Source organism: Billgrantia aerodenitrificans (assembly GCF_021404405.1).
GTDB classification, from domain to species: domain Bacteria; phylum Pseudomonadota; class Gammaproteobacteria; order Pseudomonadales; family Halomonadaceae; genus Halomonas; species Halomonas aerodenitrificans.
The window spans coordinates 273592-296897 of record NZ_JABFTV010000001.1; the positions used below are offsets into that span (position 1 = coordinate 273592).

Sequence of the window (23306 nt, forward strand, 5' to 3'; positions counted from 1 at the left end):
CAGTCATCGGTCCGATGGGTCTACTGTCTTAGGCTGGACCGATTCGAACAGCGCTGTCTGAAGGAGGGACAGCGGATCCGCTTCGATCAGGAATACGCGTATGAAAGGAATCGACGCATGGCGGCTGCCGGCCCTGTTGGCCCTGTTGATGGCTGCACTCTTCGTGGCCGTGCCCAGTGCGGCGCAGCTACCCGAGGGTGTGGGTGAGAACGGCAACGAGAGCGAGGATGACGAGAGCGAGGAGCGGGAGTGGTTTCCCCTCGACTCGCTGAACGCCGGCCTCGGCGAGCCGCCCGACGAAGTCGAGCGGCTGACCCCTCAAGGTGCGCTCCGCAGTTTCGTCGAGCTCACCGAGAATGATGAGTACGCCGCCGCGGCACATCTGCTCAACCTTTCCGAGCTGGACGAGGCGGAACAGCAGCAACAGGGGCCCGAGCTGGCCCGACAGCTGGCCTCGGTGCTCAGGCGCGGTGAATGGTTCAACGTTTCCAACCTGCCCAGCCGCCAGGATGCCGCCATCGAAGACCCTTCCGGCCAGCACCCGCTGGTAGGCGAGCCGCGCCGAAGCCTCGAGCTGGCCACTATGACGGTCGATGGCGAAGACTACGAGGTACGCCTGGAGCGCTACCGCGTGGACGACGAGCAGCCGGTATGGCTGATCTCTGCGGAAAGCGTTTCCGTTATTCCGCGGCTCTACGAAGAGTTTGGGCCGTCGCTGATCGAGGCCTACATACCTGAGCGCTTCAAGACGAGCTTCGGGATGCTCCAGGTCTGGGAATGGATCGCCATTCCGCTTTTCCTGCTGCTGACCGGCCTGGTGGGGTGGGGCGTCTACGCCCTGGTCGGCCTGCTGGCGCACTGGTTTCCCCATGGTGTGCCTAGCATCTTCGCCGGCCGGATCGGTGTGCCAATGGCGCTGCTGGTCATGGCCTTCGTCGCGCAGATGCTGCTCGACTATGTGGTCTCCTTCACTGCCGTGGCCACCACCTTCATCCGTACCCTGCTGATCATCCTGATTGCCTGGGGCGTAGGCACGATAGCGCTGCGCCTGGTGGATACCGTTCTGCTCAAGGTGACGCGGCGCTTCGTGGGGGAGATCGACGACACCAAGCCCAAGGACGAGCGCCAACTGCTGACGACGCTCTATGCGCTGCGCCGGGTCATCATCCTGGTTGCGGTCATCGCCGTTTCCGTCTACGTGCTGAGCCAGATCGAACTGTTCGAGACGCTGGGCCTGTCGCTGCTGGCCTCGGCCAGCGTGCTGGCAGTGCTGGTGGGCATTGCCGGTCAGGCGGTGCTGGGCAACATTCTCTCTTCGTTCCAGGTCTCGCTGGCCAAGCCCATCCGCATCGGTGACCTAGTGATGTTCGAAGGGCAGTGGTGCTATGTGGAAGGCATCTTCTACACCTTCATCCGTTTGCGGGTGTGGGACGAGCGACGCTTGATCGTGCCGGTGACCTACTTCGTCTCCCAGCCGTTCGAGAACCTCTCGATCAAGAACGCCAAGATGTATCGCAAGCTGGAGCTGATATTGCACCTGAGTGCCGATGTCGAGCTCATCCGTCATAAATTTTTCGAGTTCGCCGAAGAGGAGGAGAACGTCGTCGAGCATCACAAGCTGTGCTGCTATGTGACAGGGCAAACCGAGAAGTCGCAGACCATTACCTGCTACCTGATGGCGACCGACCCCTTCGCCGGCTGGGTGGCGGAGATGCAGATCCGCGAGCGGCTGATGAACTTCATCCGCACTTATCATCCCGAATGGTGGCCGCGGGATATCGTGGTGCTCAGTCAGCACGATATCGCAACGGAAGAAAAGCATGAGAAGCCACGCGTCCGGGTTCCGGCCGAGGGTGAGAGTGATGGAGAACGTACGGCTGAGTGAGGCGAAGCAGGGTATCGTCCATGACGCCTGCTCTATTCGCGATTATGCGATGGGCTCGCCGTTGGCGTACTTGATCCAGGTCTTGCCCAGATGATTGCGCAACTCGCGCCCGGCCTGCTCCGGGTCTCTCGATTCCAGCGCCGCCATGATGGCTTCGTGCTCCTCCATGGCGGTCGCCCACTTCTCGTTCTTCTGGTTCGATAGATAGCGAACGCGATATAGCTGCCGACTCAGATTGGCGTGCATGTCGATCAGTGCGGAGTTGCCCGACAGGGCGACGATGCGGTTGTGAATCTCCTGGTTCAGGCGGAAGTAGCTCTGGCGATCGCGGCGCAGAAAGCAGGCCTTCATCTCGTAATGGAGCGCTTGCAGCTCGGCGATATCGTCATCGCTGGCGTTGATGCAGGTGAGCTCTGCAGCGGCTTGCTCCAGCACGCTCAGTACGTAGGCCTTTTCCTTGATGTCGGCTGGGCTCACTTCCGCTACCACCGCCCCCCGATGGGGAGAAATGACCACGAGCCCTTCGGTGGCCAGGATCTTGAGTGCTTCCCGCAAGGGGGTACGCGAGACCTGAAGCTCCACGGCCAGGGTGCGCTCGGGAAGGCGCTGACCGGGCTGGAAGTGATCCATCACGATGTGTTCACGCAGGTAGTTGGCCACTTTCTCGACCAGACCTGCATGGCTTGACTGAACGGCTTCTTCCATAGGATTGCTTACTCCGGAGTCGAGTGCCAAGAATGGCATACCATTTTGGTCCTTTCAAATCGTAACGCGCCTAGGGCTCTCCATTTATCACCCATATTTTTCAGATGGTTAGTGGCATAACAAGACGGCCATTGACTAAAGTCGTATCTACGCGTTGTTGACCCTCAAAATGGCATACCATTACATTTTGATCAGATCCGGCGCTGCCTGAGCAGTGTCCACTGCCAGGCAATGTGATTTCAGGCAGAGGAGGAAGCCGGACCCGCACCGCCAAGGCGAAGCCCCTCAACGATGACCGGAACGGGAAAACAAATCGCTCATGAACTATCTGCAACATTTTGAAATAAAAAAAGTTGTTGAGGCTTGCGTGGCTGGCGCCGGCGACTTTGGAAGGGGTGTCTTGCGGCAGGCTCGCGGCATGGAAGGGCTCGCAGCGAGGGTTGCCATTGATGTCACACCGGAGAGAGCCGCCGAAGCCTTGCGCTTTTCCGGGGTGCCCGATGCTGAAATAATGGTATGCCATTCTTCCGAGGAGGCAGCAAAGGCTTGGCAATCAGGCGGGTACGTCGCTGCGGGCAGCTTCGAGCACGTGCAGGCGCTGCCTTTCGACATTCTGGTGGAATCGACGGGCATTCCCGAAGTGGGGGGGCGCTATGCCGAAGCCGCGCTGTTGGCGGGCAAGCATGTGGGCATCGCCACGAAGGAGACCGAGTCCGTTGTGGGGCCTTACCTGACTCGCCTGGCGCAACGCCATGATCGCCTCTTCACACCGATGGATGGGGACCAGCCAAGCCTGCTGATCGGGCTCGTCACCTGGGCTCGTACGCTGGGCTTCGAGATCATTGCCGCGGGCAAGAGCAGCGAATACGACTTCGTCTGGGACGAGGCGGCCGGCAGCGTGCTTTGCAATGGCGTTTCCTACCCGGCGCCCGGTCTGGCCGAGCTGTGGGAGCTGCCCGAGGGCGCGGAGCGTGAGGCTGTCGAGGCCCGTGGCAAGGCCCTGGCCGCCATCCCGCAGATATCCGTGCCCGACCTGTGCGAGATGGTCAACGTGGCCAATGCCACCGGGCTCGGCCCCGACCTCCCGGAGTTCCATGCCATGGTGCTGAGAACCGGCGAGGTGCCGACCCTGCTCGACCTCGAGACGCACGGTGGGGTGTTACGTGGCAACGAGCGTCTCGAGGTATTCAACTGCCTGCGCCGCCCGGACGAGATCAGCTTCGCCGGCGGTGTGTTCATCGTCGTGCGCTGCGAGGATCCTCACGTGTGGTCGCTGTTGCGTGACAAGGGGCACATTCTCAGCCGCAGCGGCAACTGTGCAATGATCTACCTGCCGCGCCATTTGCTTGGCCTGGAAGCGCCGATCTCGCTGCTCGATGCGGTGCTGAACGGCAGGACCTCCGGCGGCGGTCAGGCGACCACGCCAAAGTTCGATCTGACCGCCCGTGCTACCCAGGCGATCCCTGCCGGCCAGCGGTTGGAGATGCGCGGCCATCATCGCCATATCGAGGGCCTGCGGCCCGAGATTCATCCGGCCGCGGCGCTCTCGCCCGAGGCCAAGGTGCCTTTCTATCTGCTTCCCGGGGCGGAAGTCGTTCGCGACATCGCCCCCAACCAGCCGATCACGCTGGCGGACGTCGCCTTGCCCGATTCGCGACTCCACCAACTGCGTCAGGAGCAGGATCGGTTGTTCCATGGGCAGGATGCCACCTCAACGCTGCGTGAAAGCGTCGACAGCACGCTTGACTGAACTCGCTCATCCGACCGGAACCGCACGCATAACAATTATGTAAAGGAGAACGACATGCTCACCAAGAAAACACTGAAAACCGCTACTCTGGGCCTGGCCCTGGTTGGCGTAGCCATGGGCGCCAGCGCCAATGAAGTGGCCGACTATCCCAGCAAACCGATCCAGTTCCTGGTGGCTGCCGGCGCCGGCGGTGGCGTCGACAACTTCGCACGCGTGGTACGGCCGATGTTCGAGGAGGCGGTAGGCGGGGCGCGCATCACTGTCGTCAACCTGCCCTCGGCCTCGGGAGCCCTAGCTCACCAGCGGACTGCCAACGGGGCACCGGATGGTCACACCCTGGATTTCGCTTCCACCACCTACGTGACCTCCCTGGCCGCAGGGCAGAATCCGATCGGCCTGGATCAGCTCACGCCCGTTGCACGCATGCAGTCGGATGTCATGGCGCTGTTCGTCAATCCGGAGCGCTATCCCGATTTCGAGTCGTTCCTGGAGTACGCCCAAGAGAACCCGGGCAAGGTGACGGTAGGTGGCACGCACACGGCCAGCCCGGATCATGTGGCTTTCCTGTCGCTGCGTGACGCATCCGGCCTGGACATGAACTTCATTCCCTATGACAGCACCGGCAACGCCACGGCCAACGTGCTGGGCGGCAACATCGACGCCACCACCACCTCGCTCAGCCCGCTGCTGAGTTATATCGAGGCGGGCCAGATGATGCCGATCCTGATCTTCAGCGAGGAGCGCCTGGACCACTACCCTGACGTGCCCACCACCGTGGAACACGGCTGGGACCTGACCGATGGCAATGACCGGGCGGTTTTCGTCCATGCAGACACCCCGGCTGAGCTCGTCCAGCACCTCGAAGGTGTGTTCCAGGAGATCTTCGCTTCAGAGGAATACCAGGCTTATGCCGAGCGTGTGAACCTCGATTATCGTGAGGGTTGGATGGGCGGCGAAGAGTACCGCCAGCGGCTCGAGAACAACTACGAGCTCTATTCGCGCCTGCTGCAGAACGGTAACTGATACGTTCCCGACAGGCACCAGTGGGGGCGTGACCCGCTCCCACTTTCATTCACCGCTTGAGCCAGTCTTAGGCTCCATACGAAAACTGTCTGCGCTCGCCCATACAGCGTTAAAAATCGGCTCAAAGTACTCATTTACACCCCCGTAAACTCCGTCTTTTCGCCGATTTTTGCCTTGTCTGGCCATCGCTCGCCGACTTTTCGTACAAAGCCTAGGCCGGTCACGCGACGTTCCCTGCGGGGGCCATTATGCAAGCCAGGATCTATATTTTCGCGGTGGCGGTCATTCTGCTCGCCCTGGCCAGCCTGCCGCTCACGCTTCAGTTCCCCAGCTCGGCGCAGGTTTCCACCTTCATCGGGCCGCGGGTCTGGCCGCTTCTTCTTACCGTCCTGTTGCTGCTCTTTGGTGGCGCCTTGTTGGTGATGACCTGGCGGGATGGGCGCCGTCGAGCACAGCAGCCTTTACAGGACGGCATCGTACAGCACGCCATTTCACCAGATGACCTCCCGACCGGGGCAAGTGAGAGCGATACGGGGGAAGCCCCGGCGCGGACGCTCGCGCTCGCGGCCACACGGCACTGGTGGCTGATGGCGGCCACCGTGGGTTACACCCTGCTGATGTCAATCATCGGCTTCGTCGCCGCCAGTGCGATCTTCACCTTGTTGTGCACGCTGCTGCTGGGTGCGCGCTCGTGGCTGGTCATCGTCATCACTGTCGTGGTGGCGGTGGTGCTCATGCAGGGAGTCTTCGTGACCCTGCTCGGCATCCCCCTGCCGTGAGCCCGCCCTGATGACACCTCTATCGACTTGCTCCGGGAGTTGACGATGGAACATTTTCTCAGCGGGTTGGCCGTGGTGCTGCAGCCACTCAACCTGCTATTGCTGACCTCTGCGGTATTCATCGGCTTCATCGGCGGTGCGCTGCCGGGTATCAGTGGCGTGATCCTGGTGGTTATCCTGCTGCCGGTTACCTATGGCATGGAGCCCACCACGGCGTTCATGCTGCTGACCGCAATCTATGGCGCGACGGTGTTCTCGGGTCTGATCACGGCGATCCTGTACCGTGCGCCCGGTACGCCGGAATCGGTGATGACCGCCTTCGACGGCTATCCGATGACCCAGCAGGGGCAGGCCGGCAAGGCGCTGGGTATCGGCGTGCTGAGCTCTGCCATCGGCGGTCTCGTCGGTACCGTGGCATTGATCGTGTTCACGCCGATTCTGGCCACCATGGCGCTGCGCTTCTCGTCACCGGAGTATTTTGCCCTCGCCATCCTCGGCCTGACGGTGGTGGCCTCGCTGGGCGGCCGGCTGATCTACGGACTCATCGGGGCGACTCTCGGCCTATTGATCGCCACGGTAGGCACCGATCCGCTCACCGGTACCAGCCGCTATACCTTCGGCAATCTCAATCTTGCCGAGGGTGTCGGCCTGATCCCGATGATCGTGGGGCTGTTCGCCATCTCTGAGGTAATGAAGCGTGCCCTCGACCAGGACAGCCATCAGCCGCTGAAGAAGGTCAAGGTGAAGATCTTCGATCTGCCCATTCTGCGCCAGATCGGCGGTACGCTGACGCGCTCCTCGTTCATCGGCGTGATCACCGGCATTCTGCCTGGTATCGGGGCCAGCACCGCGGCCATGGTCAGTTACAGCGAGGCGGTGCGCTGGTCCAAGCACCCGGAGAAATTCGGCAAGGGGGCGCCTGAAGGGGTGGCCGCGCCGGAGTCGGCCAACAATGCCGCTGCCATGGGAGCGCTGGTGCCATTGTTCGCCCTCGGCATTCCGGGCAGCGGCACCACGGCGGTGATCCTCGGCGCCTTCATCATGCATGGGTTGCAACCCGGCCCGATGTTCATGATCACCAGCAGCGATCTGATCTATGCCGTATTTGCCGGGCTGTTCATCGTCAACTTCATGATCCTGCTGTTCTCCAAGCCGTTCATCGCGCTGTTCACCAAGCTGCTCAACGTGCCCTATTCGGCGCTGGGCCCGCTGATCGTCATGTGCTGCATCGTGGGGACCTACTCAGTGCGCAACTCGATGTTCGACGTGTGGCTCATGCTCGGTTTCGGTGTGCTCGGCTATCTATTGGAAAAACTCCGCTTTCCGCTGGTGTCGATCATTCTGGGCCTGGTGCTCGGCCCGATTGCCGAGAGCGAACTGCGCCGCACGCTCTCCATGTCCCAGGGCGACCTGTCGATTCTCTTCACCCGGCCGATCAGCGCCACTCTGTTGGCCATCGCCTTCCTGCTGCTTGCCATGGCCATCGTCGCCCCCCTGATGAAGCGCCTGCGTAACCGGGCTGCTTCCAACTCGTCACCTGAACAGCGGAGTCATTCATGACCATCGTACTGGGCGCCATCGCCGACGACTTCACCGGTGCCACGGACCTTGCCAACAATCTGGTGCGCAGCGGCATGCGCTGCCTGCAAGTGATCGGTGTACCCGGCACCGATCTCGATGTGAGCGAGGTCGACGCCGTGGTGGTGGCGCTCAAATCGCGCTCCTGCCCGGCCGACGAGGCCGTGGCCGATTCGCTGGCGGCGCTGGCGTGGCTGCAGGCACAAGGTGCCCAGCAGTTTTTCTTCAAGTACTGCTCCACCTTCGACTCCACCGCGCGTGGCAATATCGGCCCGGTGGCCGATGCGCTGATGGAGCGGCTGGGTGTGACGCAGACGGTCATGGTGCCGGCATTCCCGGTGAATGGCCGTACCGTCTATCAGGGGCATCTGTTCGTCGGCGATCGACTGCTCAACGACAGCGGCATGCAGCACCATCCGCTCACGCCCATGACGGATGCCGATCTGGTGCGGGTACTCGCTTCCCAGACCCCCCATCCGGTTGGGCTGGTGCCGCGCCCGGTTCTCGATCAAGGGGCCGAGACGACCCGGCAGCACCTGGCGGCATTGGCTGAGCAGGGCGTGCGCCACGTGATCTGTGACACCCTCGATGAGCATGACCTGGACGTGCTGGCAGAGGCCTGCGAGGCGATGCCGCTGGTGACCGGCGGCTCGGGTCTGGGCCAGGCACTGCCCGACCGTTATCGCCGCTTGGGCTGGCTGGACGAGATCGCCGAGCCGGGCCGGTTGCAGCCGGCCAGCGGCAGTGCCTTGGTGCTCTCCGGCAGCTGTTCCAGAGCGACACTCGCTCAGGTAGCGCACTTTCTGAAGCGCCACCCCGGTTTCTCTCTCGACCCGCTGGCCTTGGCCGAGAGCGATGCGCAGCTGCAAGCGGCACTCGATTTCGCTCGCGACACCCTGAAGAGCGGCGGGCCGGTATTGGTCTACGCCTCTGCCGATCCGGAGAAGGTGAAAGCCGCCCAGGCCAGGCTTGGCGTAGAGCGTGCGGGCCAGCTCGTCGAGCGTGCGCTGGGCCAACTGGCAGCGACCCTGGTGAGCGAGGGAGTAGGCCGGCTCGTAGTGGCCGGAGGCGAGACCTCGGGAGCGGTAGTGTCGGCACTCAAGCTCAATACCCTGCGCATCGGTGAGCAGATCGACCCCGGCGTACCCTGGACCCAGGCCCATCTCGAGAGTCGCGAAGCCCCTCTGTCGCTGGCGCTGAAGTCGGGCAACTTCGGTGGTGTCGATTTCTTCACGCGTGCCTTCGAGGTGCTGCCATGAGCGCTCACGAGGAGAACAGGCTGCGCGAGCAGATATCCACCCTGGGCAAGTCGCTGTTCGACCGTGGCCTGACCATGGGTTCCAGCGGCAACATCAGTGTGCGCCTGGACGATGGCGGCTGGATGATGACACCGACCAACGCCTGTCTGGGGCGCCTCGACCCTGCGCGTATCTCGCGGCTCGATGGTCAGGGCCAGTGGCTGGACGGCGACAAACCCACCAAGGAGCAGTTCCTGCACATGGCAATGTATGCCGAGCGCCCCCAGTCTGGCGCCATCGTGCATCTGCACTCGACCCATTCGGTGGCGGTGTCGTGCCTGCCGGGGATCGACCACTGCGACTGCATCCCGCCGCTCACCGCCTACTACGTGATGCGGGTCGGCAAGCTGCCGCTGGTGCCCTATCACGTACCCGGTGACCCCAAGCTGGGTGATGCCGTGCGTGGCCTGGCGGGCCAGCATAGCGCCGTACTGCTGGCCAATCACGGACCGGTGGTGGCGGGCAAGGACCTGGAAGCGGCGGTATACGCTACCGAGGAGCTGGAAGAGACCGCCAAACTCTTCCTGCTGCTGCGCGGGGAAAATCCTCGCGCCCTCAACGAGGAGCAGGTGGCCGAACTGAAGCGGCGCTTTCCTGCCTGAGTCCGAGCTCGCCTTGTCATGTCAACGCCGCCCTGGCTAGCCAGGGCGGCGTTCATCGTCGTCATGAATCGTTCGTTCAACGGATCACGAAACCGCGACCGACCGGGTCACGTGCGTCGATCAGCCATTTGGCGTAGCCGATCAGTTCGGCAGTGCCCTGTACGCTGGGGCGGATGGCCCGGTAGCCGCCAACTTCCGTCTCGCCAAGAATCTCCCCGGTGAAGCGGCCGCTGCCGAGCAGGCCCTCGGAGTGGATGGGGCGACCCACTTCCAGCTCGTTGCGGGCATGGAACATGGCCATCATCGCACTGGTGCCGGTGCCGCCGGGCGAGCGGTCTAGCTTGCCGTCGGAGAACACGTGCACGTTGCGGTAGAGCGAATCCGACTGTGAGCCCTCGTGCCAGAAGGTGACGAAATTCAAGCCGTTTATGTGCGGGTGAGTCGGGTGACGAATCTCCATGCGGGCGTTGAGCTCGGCCTTCACGGCCTGGCCGGCATGGGAGAAGTAGCTGCCGTTTTCCGGGCAGATGGGCTGCTTGTCGGAAGGTACCCGAATGATGGCGAAGAAGTTGCCGCCGAACACCAGGTCGGCCTTGAGCGTGCCGAGGCCGGGCACTTCGACGGGGATATCCTGCTGCATGACGAAGGCGGGCACGTTCTCGAAACGTGTCCAGTGCACCTTGTCGGCGTCGGCCTTCACTTCGGAGACCACGGTGCCGGCGGTGGTCTCGAAGCGGATGCGGGTGAGGCCGTCTTCCCGGGGCGGTGGCGCCAGGCGGTGGGCGACCATGGCCATGGAAAGCGCAATGGTGCCGTGGCCGCACATGTCGACGAACTGCTCGCCGTCGATCCACAGCATGCCGGCGTCGTGATCGGCATCGGAGGGTGGAGTGAGAAACACGCCGAACATGTGCTGGTGGCCGCGCGGTTCGCGCATCAAGCTGGTTCGCACGTGGTCGTGATGCTGCTGGAGATAATGGCGCTTGTCGAGGATGTCGCCGCCGAAGGGATAGGGAATACCGCCATGCACGATACAGGTCGGCTCGCCTTCGGTATGGGTATAGATCACGTCGAGGAACTGCTGATTGTTCATTGGGATTTCCTGTGGCTCTGGCGTTGGGGGTTGGTTACGCAGGGCGCGGCTAGAGGCCGAGCCAGCGGGGTACGCTCATGACGATGCCTTCCGGCCAGACGATCACGGCTAGCAGCACGAACAGCATCACGGCGATGAAAGGCAAGTTGGCGTAGGTGATGCGAATCACATCGACTTTGGAGATCACGCTGGTGATGAATAGCGCGGCGCCCACAGGGGGTGTCTGCTGGCCGATGCCCCAGCACAGGATCACCACCATGGCGAACTGCAGAGGGTCGATGCCGAGCAGTTGCACACTGGGCAGAAACAGCGGCACCACGATGAACATCATGGCGATCCCATCGAGAAAGGTGCCAGCAAGGATCAGCACCAGGCTCAGAATGAGTAGGAACCCGATCGGACCCATGTCGAGGGCTGCGATAGGACCGAGGATCAACTCACCAAGGCTCTGATAGGTGAAGGTGTAGCCCAGGGTGTGCGCCGCGGCTGTCACGAACATCACTGCCCCGGTGAGCACGGCACTTTCCACCAGCGCGAGATAGAGGGCGCGTAGCGAAAGCGAGCGGTAGAACAGTGTGCCGGCCAGCACGCCGTAGGCGACCGCTATTGCAGAGGCTTCAGTGGGCGTAAAGATGCCGCCCAGGATGCCGCCCAGAATGATGATCGGCATCATCAGGGCCGGCAGGGCGCCGACGAAGGCACGGCTCAGTTCGCTCAGCGAGAAAGCGGACTCGATGGGATACTCGCGCTTCACCGAGATCCACCAGGCCATCAGGATCAGGCCGAGGGCGGTGAGTGCCCCAGCGACCAGGCCGGCAGCGAACAGTGCGCCGGTTGAAAGACCCATGTAGGCGCTCAGCAGGACCATGGGCACGCTGGGTGGGATGATGATCCCGATGGTGGAGGACGAGGCCGTGACCGCAGCGGTAAAGGAGGCCGAATAGCCACGCTTGATCATCTGCGGAATCATGACGCCGCCTACGGCTGCGGTATCGGACATCGAGGTGCCGCTCATGCCGGCAAAGAACATCGAGGTCAGGATGTTTACCGCGGCTAGACCGCCGCGAATGGCACCGACCAGGGCACGGGCGAGATCGATCAGGCGTGCAGAGATGCCGCTGTGATTCATGATCTGGCCGGCCAGAATGAACAGCGGGACCGCCAGCAGCGGGAATGACTCGGTCCCACGGTAGAGCCGCTGCACCAGAACCAGCATGTCGACACCGGAGAAAGCCAGCACGGCGATCGAGACAAGGGTCAGCGCAAAGGCAATCGGCATGGCCAGTCCGATCAGGATGAGCAGGGCGAGAAGGATCGCAAGCAGGATCATCAGATACTCTCCTCCAGTGCGGCTTGCCGAGAGGCTTCATAGGGCGGCACCTTGGCCTTGACGGCGGCAATGCACTGGCGAATCAGCTCCAGTAGCATGCCCACGCCCGAGATGGGCACGGCGATATAGAACAGCCACTGGGGGGCACCCAGCATCAGAGTGGTGCGGTGGGAGAAGGTGAGGGTCTGTTCAAGGCCCCACACCACCATGACCACGCAGACCACACCGATGAGCGCCTGATTGAGGAAGAACAGAACCCATTGGCCGCGGGCGGGCAGGCATGCGGCCACCACGTCGATGCGCAGATGGGCACCCTTGCGCAGTGCCAGGTAGCCGCAGAAGAAAGTGACGTAGACCAATAGGCCCACCAGTACTTCAGCACTCCAGGACAGCGAGGCATTGAGTACGTAGCGTGCAATCACGGCAGCCAGGGCGAGCAGGGTGATGGCAAGCAACAGCAGTGCCGCGACCGCTTCGAAAAAACGATCAAGCATGGGAGGCTCCTGCAGGGAAGAGGCGGGCCAGGGCAGCCCGCCGGGCTGACGGTGAGGCTCAGGGATGCTCGGCGATGCGCTGTACCAGCTCGCGCGCTTCGTCCGACATGCCCTGGGTGAAGCGCTCCCACAGTGGCTGGGACGCTTCGATGAAGGCATCGAGATCGACTTCGTTGACCTGCATGCCGTTCTGCTCGACCAGTTCGATGACGCTCTGGTCGGCGCGCTCGCCGAAGTCGACGGTGGCGTCGAAGGCCTTTTGCCCCCCTTCCAGCAGCGCCTGCTGTACCTCGTCGGAAAGGTCCTGGAAACGCGCTTCGTTCATCAGCAGGAAGCCCACGGTATAGACGTGACCCGACAGCGAGAGATAATCCTGCACTTCATAGAAGCGGCTGGCTTCGACCTCGACCAACGGGTTTTCCTGGCCGTCGAAAACGCGTGTCTGGAGCGCAGAATAGAGCTCCGGATAGGGCAATGGTGAGGCGTTGGCACCATAGGCGTTGAACATTTCCACCCGCTGGCGGCTTTCCGGGGTGCGAATACGTAAGCCACTCAAGTCTTCAGGTGTGGCGATGGGACGGCGATTGTTGGTGATATGACGAAACCCACCCTCGTAGAAGCCAATGACTCGATAATTCTGTCCCTGGAGCTGTTCCTTGATGGTGTCGCCTATCTCGCCCAGGAACACGTTTCTCACATGCTCTCTATCGCGAAACAGGTAGGGCAGCGAGAGGATACCCAGGTCTTCGTCGATGGTGGTGATCGGCGTTTCGATGGTGGCGATGTCGATCGTGCGAGTATCGAGGGACTCGATGTTGCTGATCTGATCGCCCAGGGAGCCTGCATGGAAGAGTCGCACCTCGACGCTGTCACCCGTGGCTTCGGCTACGTGGCTGGCGAGTGCATTGAGGCCGGTCATCTGAATGCCCTGCTGGCTGCCTATCGTGGCGGCACGTAGTTCGAGCTCGGCGGCCGTTGCGGAACCGGCAGTACCGAAACTCACTGCCATGGCTGTCAGGAGAGAGGGAAGTTTGCGCTTCATGGTGACGCTCCAGAAGTTGTTGTGTAAGGGAGTCGTGTCACTGACGTGAACGAACACGTGCCTCTAGGGTAGGGCCGCGGGGTGCCCGCTTATAGAAGAAAACGGACAAGAAAGAGAATGTTTCAGACGTGCTTTGTGGATTGAATCGTGCTCAGGAAGCCTGAGCACTGGCCTGGCTGCTCAGTCCCTTGAGGCGTGACTGCTTGGGGCTGCAGGTGTAATGGGCCTGGAAGTCCCGCGCCAGGTGGGATGCATCGGAAAAGCCGCACTCGGCAGCGATCTCGGCGATCGAACTGTCGGTATGTTGCAGCAGCCACTCGGCGTAGCGCAGGCGCATGGTCTTGAAGTAGCGCATGGGAGTGGTGCCCATTTCCTGCTGGAACAGCCTGTCGAGTTGGCGTGGACTGAGATTGATGCGCTTGGCCAGGGCCTGGCTGTCCAGGCGTGTATTGAGCGACTGCTCCATAGTCAACACAGCGACCCTTACCCGCTCGTCGCGTATGTCCTGAATGGCCTCGAAGAAGTGAGTCTGTGGCGAGTTTGAGGTGCGCATCCCATTCAGCATCATATGGCGAATCGCCTGCTGAGCCTTGTCCGGCCCACACTCACGGCGGATGAGATGTAGCGCCATGTCGGTCGCTCCCGAGGAGCCGGCGCAGGTGATGACGCGCACCGACTCTAGGAATAGTCGATCGGGAGTGGCATCGATATGCGGAAATTGCTGACGGAAGTCGTTGATGACGTTCCAATGAACGCATACCCGCTGGCCCTTTAACAGGCCAGCCCGGGCGATGGCAAAGGTGCCGGTGCAAACTCCTACCAGCTTGACTCCTTGACGATAGGCATCTTTGAGATAGTGGCTGAGAGCTTTGTCTTCATGAGGGTCGAGATAGTTGTTGCCACCGCAGACAGCAATGTGAGTGAAAAGGTTCGGGTCGCGATAGGTCGTTTGCGGATGGACTTCCAACCCACAGCTCGAGATGACAGGCCCTGGTCCCATGATATTCCAACTACAGTGGATCTGTCGGCTGCGGCCCCCTTTGTCAGCCGCTAGCCGCAAGGAGTCGATGAAACCGGCAAAGGCGTTTAACGTGAACAGGGGCAATAGAATAAAGCCGACGCGCAGTGGGGGATCCTGTGACGGTAACATGGCGATGTCTTATGTAGAGGCGGGTAGCGTTACCGAGCAGTATGCGCTGGCAATGAAAGATCTTCGAGTCCGACTAGTCGCAGCAACAGGACCGCACCCATCGAGGAAAGGCGATGCGTGGCTACCATCGCTCTGCCCTTGGTGGCAGAAAGGAGGGAGCATAATGTCGTATCGCACGATTTTAGTGATGGCTGCGGGCCTGTCGCTCCTGGCCGGTTGCCAGGCGCAGCAGGAGCCGGACGATAGGGCCGGGATGACGCAGGAACCCGTCGAGGCGCATTTCGTGGAAAGCGACTGCCCGGCGGAGCAGTGCGCCGAGGTGGAGGTGAGGGCACTGCACTTCCCCGACTCGCCAGAGCTGAGTGAAACGCTGCGCGCAAGGCTGCTGGCGATGGGGCAGGGCATAACCGATGGCGAGACCGAGTGGCCGCGGGACTCATGGGAAGCCTATGCCGAGGCTTTCTTCGCGCTGGCCAGAGAAGATCGTCGGTATGCCCCGCCACATGCCGCCAGCCAGGCCTCGCTCGAAGCGAAGGTGCTGGCCCGCCATCACGATCTGCTGGTCATCGAACTCGGCAGCTATGTCTACCATGCCGGGCAAGCCCACGGCATGCCGCTGACCGAGTTCATGGTCATCGACGAGCGTTTGGGGCATGAGGTTACGCTCGACGACATGCTGCTCGACGGCCAGGCCCCGGCCTTCCAGGAGGCTCTGGCCCGGGCCCATGAGCGTTGGCTGAGAGATCAGGAACTGGACGAGGCGTTTGCCGCCAGTTGGCCATTTCATCCAAGCCAGAACGTGGCGCCGCTCGAAACCGCCTGGGTGGTGAGATACAACGTCTATGAGATCACCCCCTACGCCCTTGGTCAGCCGGAACTGAGTATTCCGCTGGCTGAGCTGGAAGGTATCGCCAAGCCGCGCTATCTGGGGCAAGAATAGGCCTCGGTAGGACACGAAAACATCGCAGGGAAACGACATGGCCTCCATTCGCCGTGAGCTGGTGGCGTTGATCGAGCGCGGCGCGATCCCGCGTGAGCAGGTGGCGCGGGCGGTTGCGCTTTCCGGGCTGCACCCTTCGGGGCGGGCCTGGGGGGTGTTCCTGGACCGACTGCTGCTGTGGCTGGGTGCGCTGGCGCTGGTCTTCGGCGTACTGTTCCTGGTGGCGTACAACTGGGCCGAGATGGGTCGGTTGATGCGCTTTGGGTTGGTGCAGGCGGCGCTGTTGGTGGCCATCGCGGTGTACGTTTGGGCCGAGGTGCGCGGTGCCGCCAGCGATCTCGTACCGCGGGTCGCGCTGATGGCGGCTGCGCTGCTGCTTGGGGTGCTGCTGGCGCTGGTCGGCCAGGTGTACCAGACCGGCGCCGACCCATGGCAGCTGTTCTTCGTCTGGGCCGTACTGATGCTGCCCTGGGCGCTGGTGGCGCGCTTCGATGCGCTGTGGCTCCTGTGGCTGGGGCTGCTCAACCTCTCACTTGCGCTCTATTTTCGCACCTGGGGCGGGCTCTTCGGCCTGTTCAGCGGCGATACGGGCGCCTTGTGGGGACTCTTCATTCTCAACACGCTGGCGCTCGCGGTATGGGAGCTGGGCGCACGACGCTGGCGTTGGCTGTCGCGGGGATGGCCCGTGCAACTGTTGGCGCTGGGCGGCGGCGTACCGCTCACGTTGCTGATGATGAGCTGGGTCGTCGCTGAGCGTTTGGCATTTTCCCCAGTGCTGCCGGTTTATCTGCTGTGGCTGGTGGCGCTCTACGTCGTCTATCGCCACTGGCGGCCCGAGCTGTTCATGCTGGCGGGCGGCTGCCTGTCGGTCATCGTCGTGGTCACGCTGCTGCTTGGCCGGCATCTGCTGTGGCAGGGCGGCGCGGAGAGCTTTCTGGTGCTCTCTATGGCGGTATTAGGGATGGGGGCTGCGGCAGTGTTCTGGCTCAAGCGGCTGCACCGGGAGATGTCGTCATGAGCCGTTCGCTGGAGATAAAGCTCATCGAAAGCGGGATTGCCGTATCCCAGGCCGACGGCGCGCCGCCAATCGAAACGCCCTGGTTCGTGCGTGCCATTCAGGCGTTCTCGGGTTGGTTGGCAGCGCTGTTCCTGCTCGGCTTCATCGGCATGGGCGCAGTATTCCTGCTCGACAGCAGCGTCGCCTCGGCCATCTTGGGCCTGGTGCTGATTGGCGGCGCCTATGCGCTGCTGCGACAAGCGCAAAGCGACTTTCTGGAGCATCTGGCCCTGGCCGCGAGCCTGGCGGGGCAGATGTTGGTGGCCTGGGCGCTGGCCTCAGTGCTGGGCACTACGCTGGGGTGGGATAGTGCTGGGCTGTGGTGGGCGCTGCTAGCACTTCAGGTCGTGCTGGCCCTGATCATGCCGAGCCTGACTCACCGTACCTTTTCCGCCTTCGCCGCGTGCCTGGCGTTCTATCTGGCCATGGTCGAAACCGCTTCCGCCCCTACGATGGCCGGCGGGCTGGTGCTGCTGGGGCTGACCGCCTTGTGGCTGAACGAGTTTCGTTGGCCGGCCCACGTCCGCCAGTTGGAGGCGCTGGGCTATGGCCTGCTGTTGGGATTATTGGCGATACAGTCGGTCGGCTACTTCGGTCAGTCCTTGCTGTTGGGGCGCTACTTCGTGGGCAGCGGGCTCGACTGGCTGGAGCCCTGGGCCGGGGATGCCCTGGGCCTGCTGGCGCTATTGCTGCTGCTTCGGCTTCTCTTTCGGCGCCATGCCCATGGGGCCGAACCGGGCATGCGGGTTGCCGCTTATACCGCCGTGCTGCTGCTGGCGCTGCTCTCGCTGCAGGCGCATGGCCTAAGTCATGGCGCAGTGGTGGTCGCGCTGGGCTTTGCCATCGGCCATCGCGGGGTCATGGGGTTCGGCGGGTTGTTGCTGTTGCTCTCCATCACCAGCTATTACTACTGGCTCGACGCCTCTCTGCTGGCCAAGGCCATGACGCTGTTCGCGCTCGGCCTGCTGCTGCTGGCGATACGCTGGGCGCTGCAACGCCGCTGGCGCGCCGGGGCAAGCGTCGCGGTAGAGGAGGGGGCGGACGCATGAAGCCGGCTACCAGACGGAACCTGATCGTGGTGGTTGCCGCCACGGCGCTGAGCCTGACCGTAGTCAACCTGGCCATATTGGGCAAGGAGCGTCATCTGGCGCAGGGCGAGGCGGTATTTCTCGAACTGGCACCGGTGGATCCGCGCTCGCTGATGCAGGGCGACTACATGGCGCTGAACTTCGAGATCGCCAACCGTATCCGCGAAGCGCTGTACCAGCGGCGCTCCGAGGTGGACGAGCGGCATGCCGCCGACGGCTACGTCATCGTGCGTCTCGACGACCGTGGTGTGGCCCACTTCCAGCGTTTGGGGGCTGCGGAGGAGTCGCTGGAGGCCGACGAGCGGCGCCTGCGCTATCGGCTACGCAACGGCCAGGTACGCTTCGCCACCGATGCCTTCTTCTTTCAGGAAGGCCATGCCGAACGCTACGAGCCCGCCCGCTACGGCCAGTTCCGCGTGAACGAGCGCGGCGAGCCCCTGCTGGTTTCACTGCACGGCGACGAGCTGGAGCTGTTGGGGGATATGGAGAGATAGAAGCACTTGGAGAGATATCGACCCGAATCAAGAACCAAGCGAAGGAAGGTAAGTATGCACGGCCCGAACCCCGCGAACCCGCACCCCATGGAAGGGTTCCCTCAGGTGTGCTTCATCAAGAGCGTGGTCAAGAATCCGAATATCATCGTCGGCGACTACACCTATTACGACGACCCGGAAGATTCGGAGAACTTCGAACGCAACGTGCTTTACCACTATCCGTTCATCGGCGACAAACTCATCATCGGCAAGTTCTGCGCCATCGCCCGAGGCGTCAAGTTCATCATGAATGGGGCAAACCACAAGCTCTCCGGTATCTCCACCTATCCGTTCCAGATCTTCGGCAACGGCTGGGAGAAGGTGATGCCGGCGGCGAGCGAGCTTCCCTACAAGGGCGATACGGTCATCGGCCATGACGTGTGGATCGGCTATGACGCGCTCATCATGCCCGGCGTGCAGATCGGCAACGGTGCCATCGTCTCTTCTCGCTCGGTGGTGGTGAGCGACGTGCCGCCCTATACGATTGTAGGAGGCAACCCTGCCCGCCCGATCAGACAGCGCTTTTCGCCGGAAGAGGTCGAAACCTTGCAGGCCATTGCCTGGTGGGACTGGCCGGTGGAAGAGATCACAAGGCATCTGCCTCTGATCGTGGCGGGGGATGTGGAGGCCTTGCGATCTTCACTTGGGACTCGTCGTTGAGCAGCGTTTCGAAGCCTTTCTCGAGGATGCCATCCGGGGGGCTCGCGGTGCTTGTCGTCGTTCATGGGATGACCTCAATGTGCTTGTCATGTGGGCCGGCAAGTGCCGGCCCGTGATGTCATGTGGTGTCAGGCCAAGTGGTGTCAGGCCAGGTGATGCACTTCCTGCTGGCCATACACCGGCGTCGGGATGCCTTCCATGCGCGCCTTGAGCTGCAGCGCCAGGTAGTGGGAGTAGTGGCGCGACTGGTGCAGGTTGCCGCCGTGGAACCACAGCGCCTGCTGCTGGGTGGGCTTCCACATGTTGCGCAGCTCACCCTCCCAGGGGCCGGGGTCCTTGGTCGTGTCGGAGCCGAGCCCCCAGCACTTGCCGACCTTGTCGGCCACCTCCTGGGAGATGATGCGCGCCGCCCAGCCGTTCATGGAGCCGTAGCCGGTGGCGTAGACGATCAGGTCGGCGGGCAGTTCGGAGCCGTCGCTGAGCGTCACCGAGCGCGGGTTGATGCGTTCGATGCCCACGCCGCTGCGCAGCTTGATGTCGCCGTTGGCGACCAGGTCGCAGGCGCCCACGTCGATGTAGTAGCCGGAGCCGCGGCGTAGGTACTTGAGGAACAGCCCGGAGTCGTCGTCGCCGAAGTCGAGCAGGAAGCCGGCGTCCTCGAGCTTCTTGTAGAACTCGGCATCGCGTTCGCGGATCTGGTCGAAGGCGGGGCGCTGGAAGTCGGGCAACAGCTTGTAGGGGATCGAGGCGAAGATCAGGTCGGCCTTGTCGTGGGTGATGCCGTTCTTTACCGCCTCCTCGGAGTAGAGCGGGCCGAGGGCGTGCTCCATCAGCGAGTCGGACTTGACGATGTGGGTCGAGGAGCGTTGGATCATGGTCACGTCGGCGTCGTTCTCCCATAGCGCCGCACAGATGTCGTGGGCCGAGTTGTTGGAGCCCACCACGACCACTTTCTTGCCGCGATAGGCATCCGGCCCGGGGTGCTGGCTGGAGTGCTGCTGCTCGCCTTCGAAGGTTTCGGCGCCGGGAAAGTGGGGCACGTTGGGCACGCCCGACATGCCGGTGGCCAGGATCAGCTGCTTGGGCTTGAGCGTGACTTGCTCGCCGTCGCGGTTGACCCGCACCGTCCACTCGCCGCTGGCCTCGTCGTAGCTGGCGCCCTCGCACTCGGTTGAACTCCAGTAGTTGAGCTCCATTACCTTGGTGTACATCTCCAGCCAGTCGCCGATCTTGTCCTTGGGTGCGAACACCGGCCAGTTCTCGGGGAAGGGGATGTAGGGCAGGTGGTCGTACCATACCGGGTCGTGCAGGCACAGCGACTTGTAGCGGTTGCGCCAGGCGTCGCCGGGGCGAGGGTGCTTGTCGAGTACGATGGTGGGGACGTCGAGCTGGCGCAGCCGCGCGGCGAGCCCGATGCCGCCCTGTCCGCCGCCGATGATCACGCAGTAGGGTTGGCGTGTGTAGCCGAGCTCCTGTGCTTCTCGCTGGCGCGCTTCGAGCCAGGTCTCGCGGGTCTTGCTGGCGCCGTGTTCGGCCCCCAGGGGGCGCCTGGCGCCGCGTGGCTCGGGGTGGTCCTTGAGCTCCTGCATGGTGGTCAGCAGGGTCCAGCATTTGCCGTTTTTCAGGCGCAGGTAGCCCTTGCCAAGGGCGACGCCGGTCTCGAAGGTCAACCAGGCTTCGGTCACGCCATTGGCTTCGGTGGCCGCGCCATCGAGCTGCCAGTTGGTGGGACGCGTCTCGCTCAGGGTGGCGTTGAGCATCGACTGGATGGCGTCCTTGCCTTCCAACGTCTTGAGGTTCCAGGTGAAGGCGACCAGATCGCGCCAGTAGCACTCGTCATTGAACAGGGCCATGACCCGTTGGATGTCGCGTTGTTCGAGTGCGCTCTCGAAGTCGCGCAGCCACTGCTGGGCGTGTTGAGTCGGCGTGGGTGTCGTCATCGTTGTTCTCCGCTTGTTGTTGGGGGACGCCCTGTGTCCTGGCAGAAACCGTGCCAGCCGCGGAGTGCGTGCGAGAAACGCTTCCAGACGATTGAAAAGCATGGTGTTACGAGCGGGTGTTAAGCGAGGGGTAGCGTTAAGTGACCTGTAACGCATGTGACAGCTGTCACGTGACGGAAGCGGCCCGGGCGTTACACCTGTAACCCCCGACCAAGGGCGCAGGTGAAGCCGATTGACTCCTGCCCGGTACGGCATAGGCTGGAAGCAGGCCTGCCATACAACAACAAGGCCACCCCCGCCGGAGAGCGGCACGGCGGCACCGGAGGCAGCGATGCCATTGCGTAACGAGCAACGCCAGCACATCGAGACCCTGATCCGGCTCAGCGAAGGCCAGCCGGCCGACCTGGGCGGCTGCCGGGAAGTGATCCGGCGCTCCTGGGAGCGCTGCGTCGGCGAGTACCGACTCGACCCCGGTCGCCCCCGCCCCGTACGGGTGCTGACTCAACAGGCGCTCAAGGAGCACCGCGAGCCGGTCGACGAACTGCTGCATGTCGCGCGGGCTGGCGTCGATCAGCTCTTCACCCAGATCGCCCCGCTGGGCTATGTGCTGCTGCTCACCGACCGGCAGGGTATCACCGTCGATTTCCGCGGCCAGCGCGAGCGGGAGCCGGCGCTGCGCCGGGCGGGTCTCTACCTCGGTGCCGATTGGGACGAGCGGTATGCGGGCACCTGTGCGGTCGGCACCTGCGTGCACGACGCCCAAGCCATTACCTGCCACCAGAGCGAGCACTTCGATGCCACCCACATCAGCCTGACCTGCACGGCGGCGCCGATCACCGACCCGCAGGGGCAGGTCATCGCGGTGCTGGACATCTCCGCGCTGCAGTCGCCGCGCGCCCAGGAGAGCCAGAATTTCGGTCTGCCGCTGGTTACGCTCTATGCGCGGATGATCGAGGACGCCTATTTCCTGCACCGCTATCGCCGCTGCTTGATGCTGCGCTTCGATACCGCCCGCGAGTTCGTGCATCTCAATGGCCGAGGGCTGATCGCCATCGAGGAGGACGGCAGTGTGGTCGCGGCCAATGGCGCCGGTCGCGCACTGATCGACGCCCATCTGCGCCGCTGGCCGCCTTGGTCGCCGGGCTGGCAGCCTTCGGTCACCCAGCTGTTCGACGGTGAACTCAGTGAACTGTTGGGCATCCCGGCCGCCAGCGATGACGGCATTCGCGCCTTTCGGGCACGCGCCAACGACACCACCTGCTTCGTCACCCTGCTCGAGCCGCGCGGTCGACGCCCGGCCCCATGTCCCTTGCCGCCTTCGCCTGCGCCGGTGCCGGCGCTGGACCGGCTCGCCTCGGACGACCCCGCCATGCATCGGGTACTCAAGCTGGCGCGGCGGCTGCGCAACGAAGAGGTCAGCGTGCTGATCACCGGCGAGACCGGTACCGGCAAGGAGGTGCTGGCTCGGGCGCTGCACGACAGCGGTACGCGTGCCAAGGGACCCTTCGTGGCGGTGAACTGCGCCGCGATTCCCGAATCGCTGATCGAAAGCGAACTGTTCGGCTACCTGCCCGGCGCCTTTACCGGAGGGCGCAGCAAGGGGATGCGCGGGCTGATCCAGCAGGCCGACGGCGGCACCCTGTTCCTGGATGAGATCGGCGACATGCCGCTGACGCTGCAGACCCGGCTGCTGCGCGTACTGGCCGAGCGTGAAGTGATGCCGCTGGGGGCTGAAAAGGCGCTGCGTATCGATATTCGCGTGATCACCGCCACCCATCGTGACATGAGCGAGCTGATCGCGCGGGGCGGCTTCCGGGAAGATCTCTACTATCGTCTGAACGGCGCCCAGCTGCGGCTTCCGGCGCTGCGCGAGCGGGCCGACAAGCATTATGTGATTCGCAGCGTCTACCAGGCGCTTCTTGCCGAGCGCGAGCGGGAGGTGCGCCTGCGCGCCGATGCCATGAGTGCGCTACTGGCTCACGCCTGGCCGGGCAACATCCGTCAGCTCAAGAATGCCCTGGCCTTCGCTCTGGCCACGGCCGAGGGCGACGAGATCACGCTTCACGACCTGCCGGAAGAGTGCCAGGGCCTCCTCGGCGCCGCACCGCAGACGCTCGCTATGGAGCAGGAAAAGGCGGCGGGCGAGGGCGAGGCGCTGCATGAACTGCTGCGTGCAACAGGCTGGAACGTCAGTCTCGCCGCGCGGCGACTCGGTGTCTCTCGTCCCACGATCTACCGGCGCATGCGCCGCCATGGCCTGGTGCCGCCCAACTGGCGCGAGTCCGACTCGAAGCTCGAACGTTAACACGCTATCTTTGTGGCTATTGTGTGCCTTTGCTGCCCAGAACCTAGCGTATTG

At 63.1% G+C, this 23306-nt stretch carries 20 protein-coding genes; 13 read left to right on the top strand and 7 right to left on the bottom strand.

The features are described 5' to 3' along the window. Positions 1 to 100: 100 nt before the first annotated feature. Positions 101 to 1885: a mechanosensitive ion channel family protein gene (locus HOP59_RS01285; RefSeq protein ID WP_234252500.1), complete on the top strand. Its 1785-nt coding sequence runs from the start codon at positions 101 to 103 to the stop codon at positions 1883 to 1885. Between the two features lie 42 nt (positions 1886 to 1927). On the opposite strand, the gene HOP59_RS01290 is transcribed toward HOP59_RS01285, so the two are convergent. Further along, complete coding sequence (locus HOP59_RS01290) at positions 1928 to 2590, bottom strand: GntR family transcriptional regulator (RefSeq protein ID WP_234252501.1); 663 nt, start codon at positions 2588 to 2590, stop codon at positions 1928 to 1930. Positions 2591 to 3179: 589 nt separating this feature from the next. Here HOP59_RS01290 and HOP59_RS01295 point away from each other — a divergent pair. The 6 genes from HOP59_RS01295 to otnC all read left to right on the top strand — a co-directional run bounded on the left by HOP59_RS01295 (position 3180) and on the right by otnC (position 9620). Beyond that, complete coding sequence (locus HOP59_RS01295) at positions 3180 to 4340, top strand: hypothetical protein (protein ID WP_010629957.1); 1161 nt, start codon at positions 3180 to 3182, stop codon at positions 4338 to 4340. Positions 4341 to 4394: 54 nt separating this feature from the next. Next, positions 4395 to 5363: a Bug family tripartite tricarboxylate transporter substrate binding protein gene (locus tag HOP59_RS01300; protein WP_234238708.1), complete on the top strand. Its 969-nt coding sequence runs from the start codon at positions 4395 to 4397 to the stop codon at positions 5361 to 5363. A gap of 248 nt (positions 5364 to 5611) precedes the next feature. Beyond that, complete coding sequence (locus HOP59_RS01305) at positions 5612 to 6142, top strand: tripartite tricarboxylate transporter TctB family protein (protein ID WP_234252502.1); 531 nt, start codon at positions 5612 to 5614, stop codon at positions 6140 to 6142. 45 nt (positions 6143 to 6187) lie between these two features. After that, positions 6188 to 7702 carry a tripartite tricarboxylate transporter permease gene (locus HOP59_RS01310; protein ID WP_234252503.1) on the top strand — a complete coding sequence of 505 codons (1515 nt, stop codon included), beginning with the start codon at positions 6188 to 6190 and terminating at the stop codon, positions 7700 to 7702. Continuing rightward, entirely contained in the window at positions 7699 to 8979 is a 1281-nt protein-coding gene (gene otnK, locus HOP59_RS01315) for a 3-oxo-tetronate kinase (protein ID WP_234252504.1), read from the top strand. Before HOP59_RS01310 ends, otnK begins: the two co-directional genes overlap by 4 nt. After that, positions 8976 to 9620, top strand: coding sequence for a 3-oxo-tetronate 4-phosphate decarboxylase (gene otnC / locus HOP59_RS01320; RefSeq protein WP_234252505.1), 645 nt, complete (start codon positions 8976 to 8978; stop codon positions 9618 to 9620). Before otnK ends, otnC begins: the two co-directional genes overlap by 4 nt. Before the next feature lie 76 nt (positions 9621 to 9696). Here otnC and HOP59_RS01325 read toward each other — a convergent pair whose 3' ends face one another. The 5 genes from HOP59_RS01325 to HOP59_RS01345 form a co-directional block, all read right to left on the bottom strand. Continuing rightward, complete coding sequence (locus HOP59_RS01325; protein WP_234252506.1) at positions 9697 to 10713, bottom strand: proline racemase family protein; 1017 nt, start codon at positions 10711 to 10713, stop codon at positions 9697 to 9699. 49 nt (positions 10714 to 10762) lie between these two features. After that, a complete protein-coding gene (locus HOP59_RS01330) occupies positions 10763 to 12043 on the bottom strand; it encodes a TRAP transporter large permease (protein ID WP_010629950.1) in 1281 nt (426 codons plus the stop codon). Then, positions 12043 to 12537, bottom strand: a complete 495-nt coding sequence (locus HOP59_RS01335; RefSeq protein WP_234252507.1) for a TRAP transporter small permease — start codon at positions 12535 to 12537, stop codon at positions 12043 to 12045. The genes HOP59_RS01330 and HOP59_RS01335 overlap by 1 nt, the downstream gene beginning before the upstream one ends. Before the next feature lie 58 nt (positions 12538 to 12595). Next, positions 12596 to 13579 (bottom strand): TRAP transporter substrate-binding protein, encoded by a 984-nt coding sequence (locus HOP59_RS01340; protein ID WP_234252508.1) that lies wholly within the window; start codon positions 13577 to 13579, stop codon positions 12596 to 12598. A 151-nt stretch (positions 13580 to 13730) separates the two neighbouring features. Continuing rightward, positions 13731 to 14579 (bottom strand): GlxA family transcriptional regulator, encoded by an 849-nt coding sequence (locus HOP59_RS01345; RefSeq protein WP_010629947.1) that lies wholly within the window; start codon positions 14577 to 14579, stop codon positions 13731 to 13733. Between the two features lie 403 nt (positions 14580 to 14982). Between HOP59_RS01345 and HOP59_RS01350 the strand changes: the two genes are divergently transcribed. Genes HOP59_RS01350 through HOP59_RS01370 form a run of 5 tightly spaced genes read left to right on the top strand, consistent with a single transcriptional unit; the run spans position 14983 to position 19007 of the window. Beyond that, positions 14983 to 15669: an RsiV family protein gene (locus HOP59_RS01350; RefSeq protein WP_234252509.1), complete on the top strand. Its 687-nt coding sequence runs from the start codon at positions 14983 to 14985 to the stop codon at positions 15667 to 15669. Positions 15670 to 15706: 37 nt separating this feature from the next. Next, positions 15707 to 16687: a DUF2157 domain-containing protein gene (locus HOP59_RS01355; protein WP_234252510.1), complete on the top strand. Its 981-nt coding sequence runs from the start codon at positions 15707 to 15709 to the stop codon at positions 16685 to 16687. Next, on the top strand, positions 16684 to 17775 hold the full coding sequence (locus HOP59_RS01360; protein WP_234252511.1) for a DUF4401 domain-containing protein: 1092 nt from the start codon (positions 16684 to 16686) through the stop codon (positions 17773 to 17775). The genes HOP59_RS01355 and HOP59_RS01360 overlap by 4 nt, the downstream gene beginning before the upstream one ends. After that, positions 17772 to 18308 (top strand): GDYXXLXY domain-containing protein, encoded by a 537-nt coding sequence (locus tag HOP59_RS01365; protein ID WP_234252512.1) that lies wholly within the window; start codon positions 17772 to 17774, stop codon positions 18306 to 18308. The genes HOP59_RS01360 and HOP59_RS01365 overlap by 4 nt, the downstream gene beginning before the upstream one ends. 54 nt (positions 18309 to 18362) lie before the next feature. After that, the gene (locus tag HOP59_RS01370) at positions 18363 to 19007 is read left to right on the top strand and encodes a Vat family streptogramin A O-acetyltransferase (RefSeq protein ID WP_234252513.1); all 645 of its coding nucleotides are present in this window, start codon (positions 18363 to 18365) and stop codon (positions 19005 to 19007) included. Between the two features lie 143 nt (positions 19008 to 19150). On the opposite strand, the gene HOP59_RS01375 is transcribed toward HOP59_RS01370, so the two are convergent. Next, complete coding sequence (locus tag HOP59_RS01375; RefSeq protein WP_234252514.1) at positions 19151 to 20947, bottom strand: NAD(P)/FAD-dependent oxidoreductase; 1797 nt, start codon at positions 20945 to 20947, stop codon at positions 19151 to 19153. Positions 20948 to 21278: 331 nt separating this feature from the next. On the opposite strand from HOP59_RS01375, the gene HOP59_RS01380 reads away from it, so the two are divergent. Further along, positions 21279 to 23252 (top strand): sigma-54-dependent Fis family transcriptional regulator, encoded by a 1974-nt coding sequence (locus tag HOP59_RS01380; RefSeq protein WP_234252515.1) that lies wholly within the window; start codon positions 21279 to 21281, stop codon positions 23250 to 23252. Positions 23253 to 23306 lie beyond the last annotated feature (54 nt).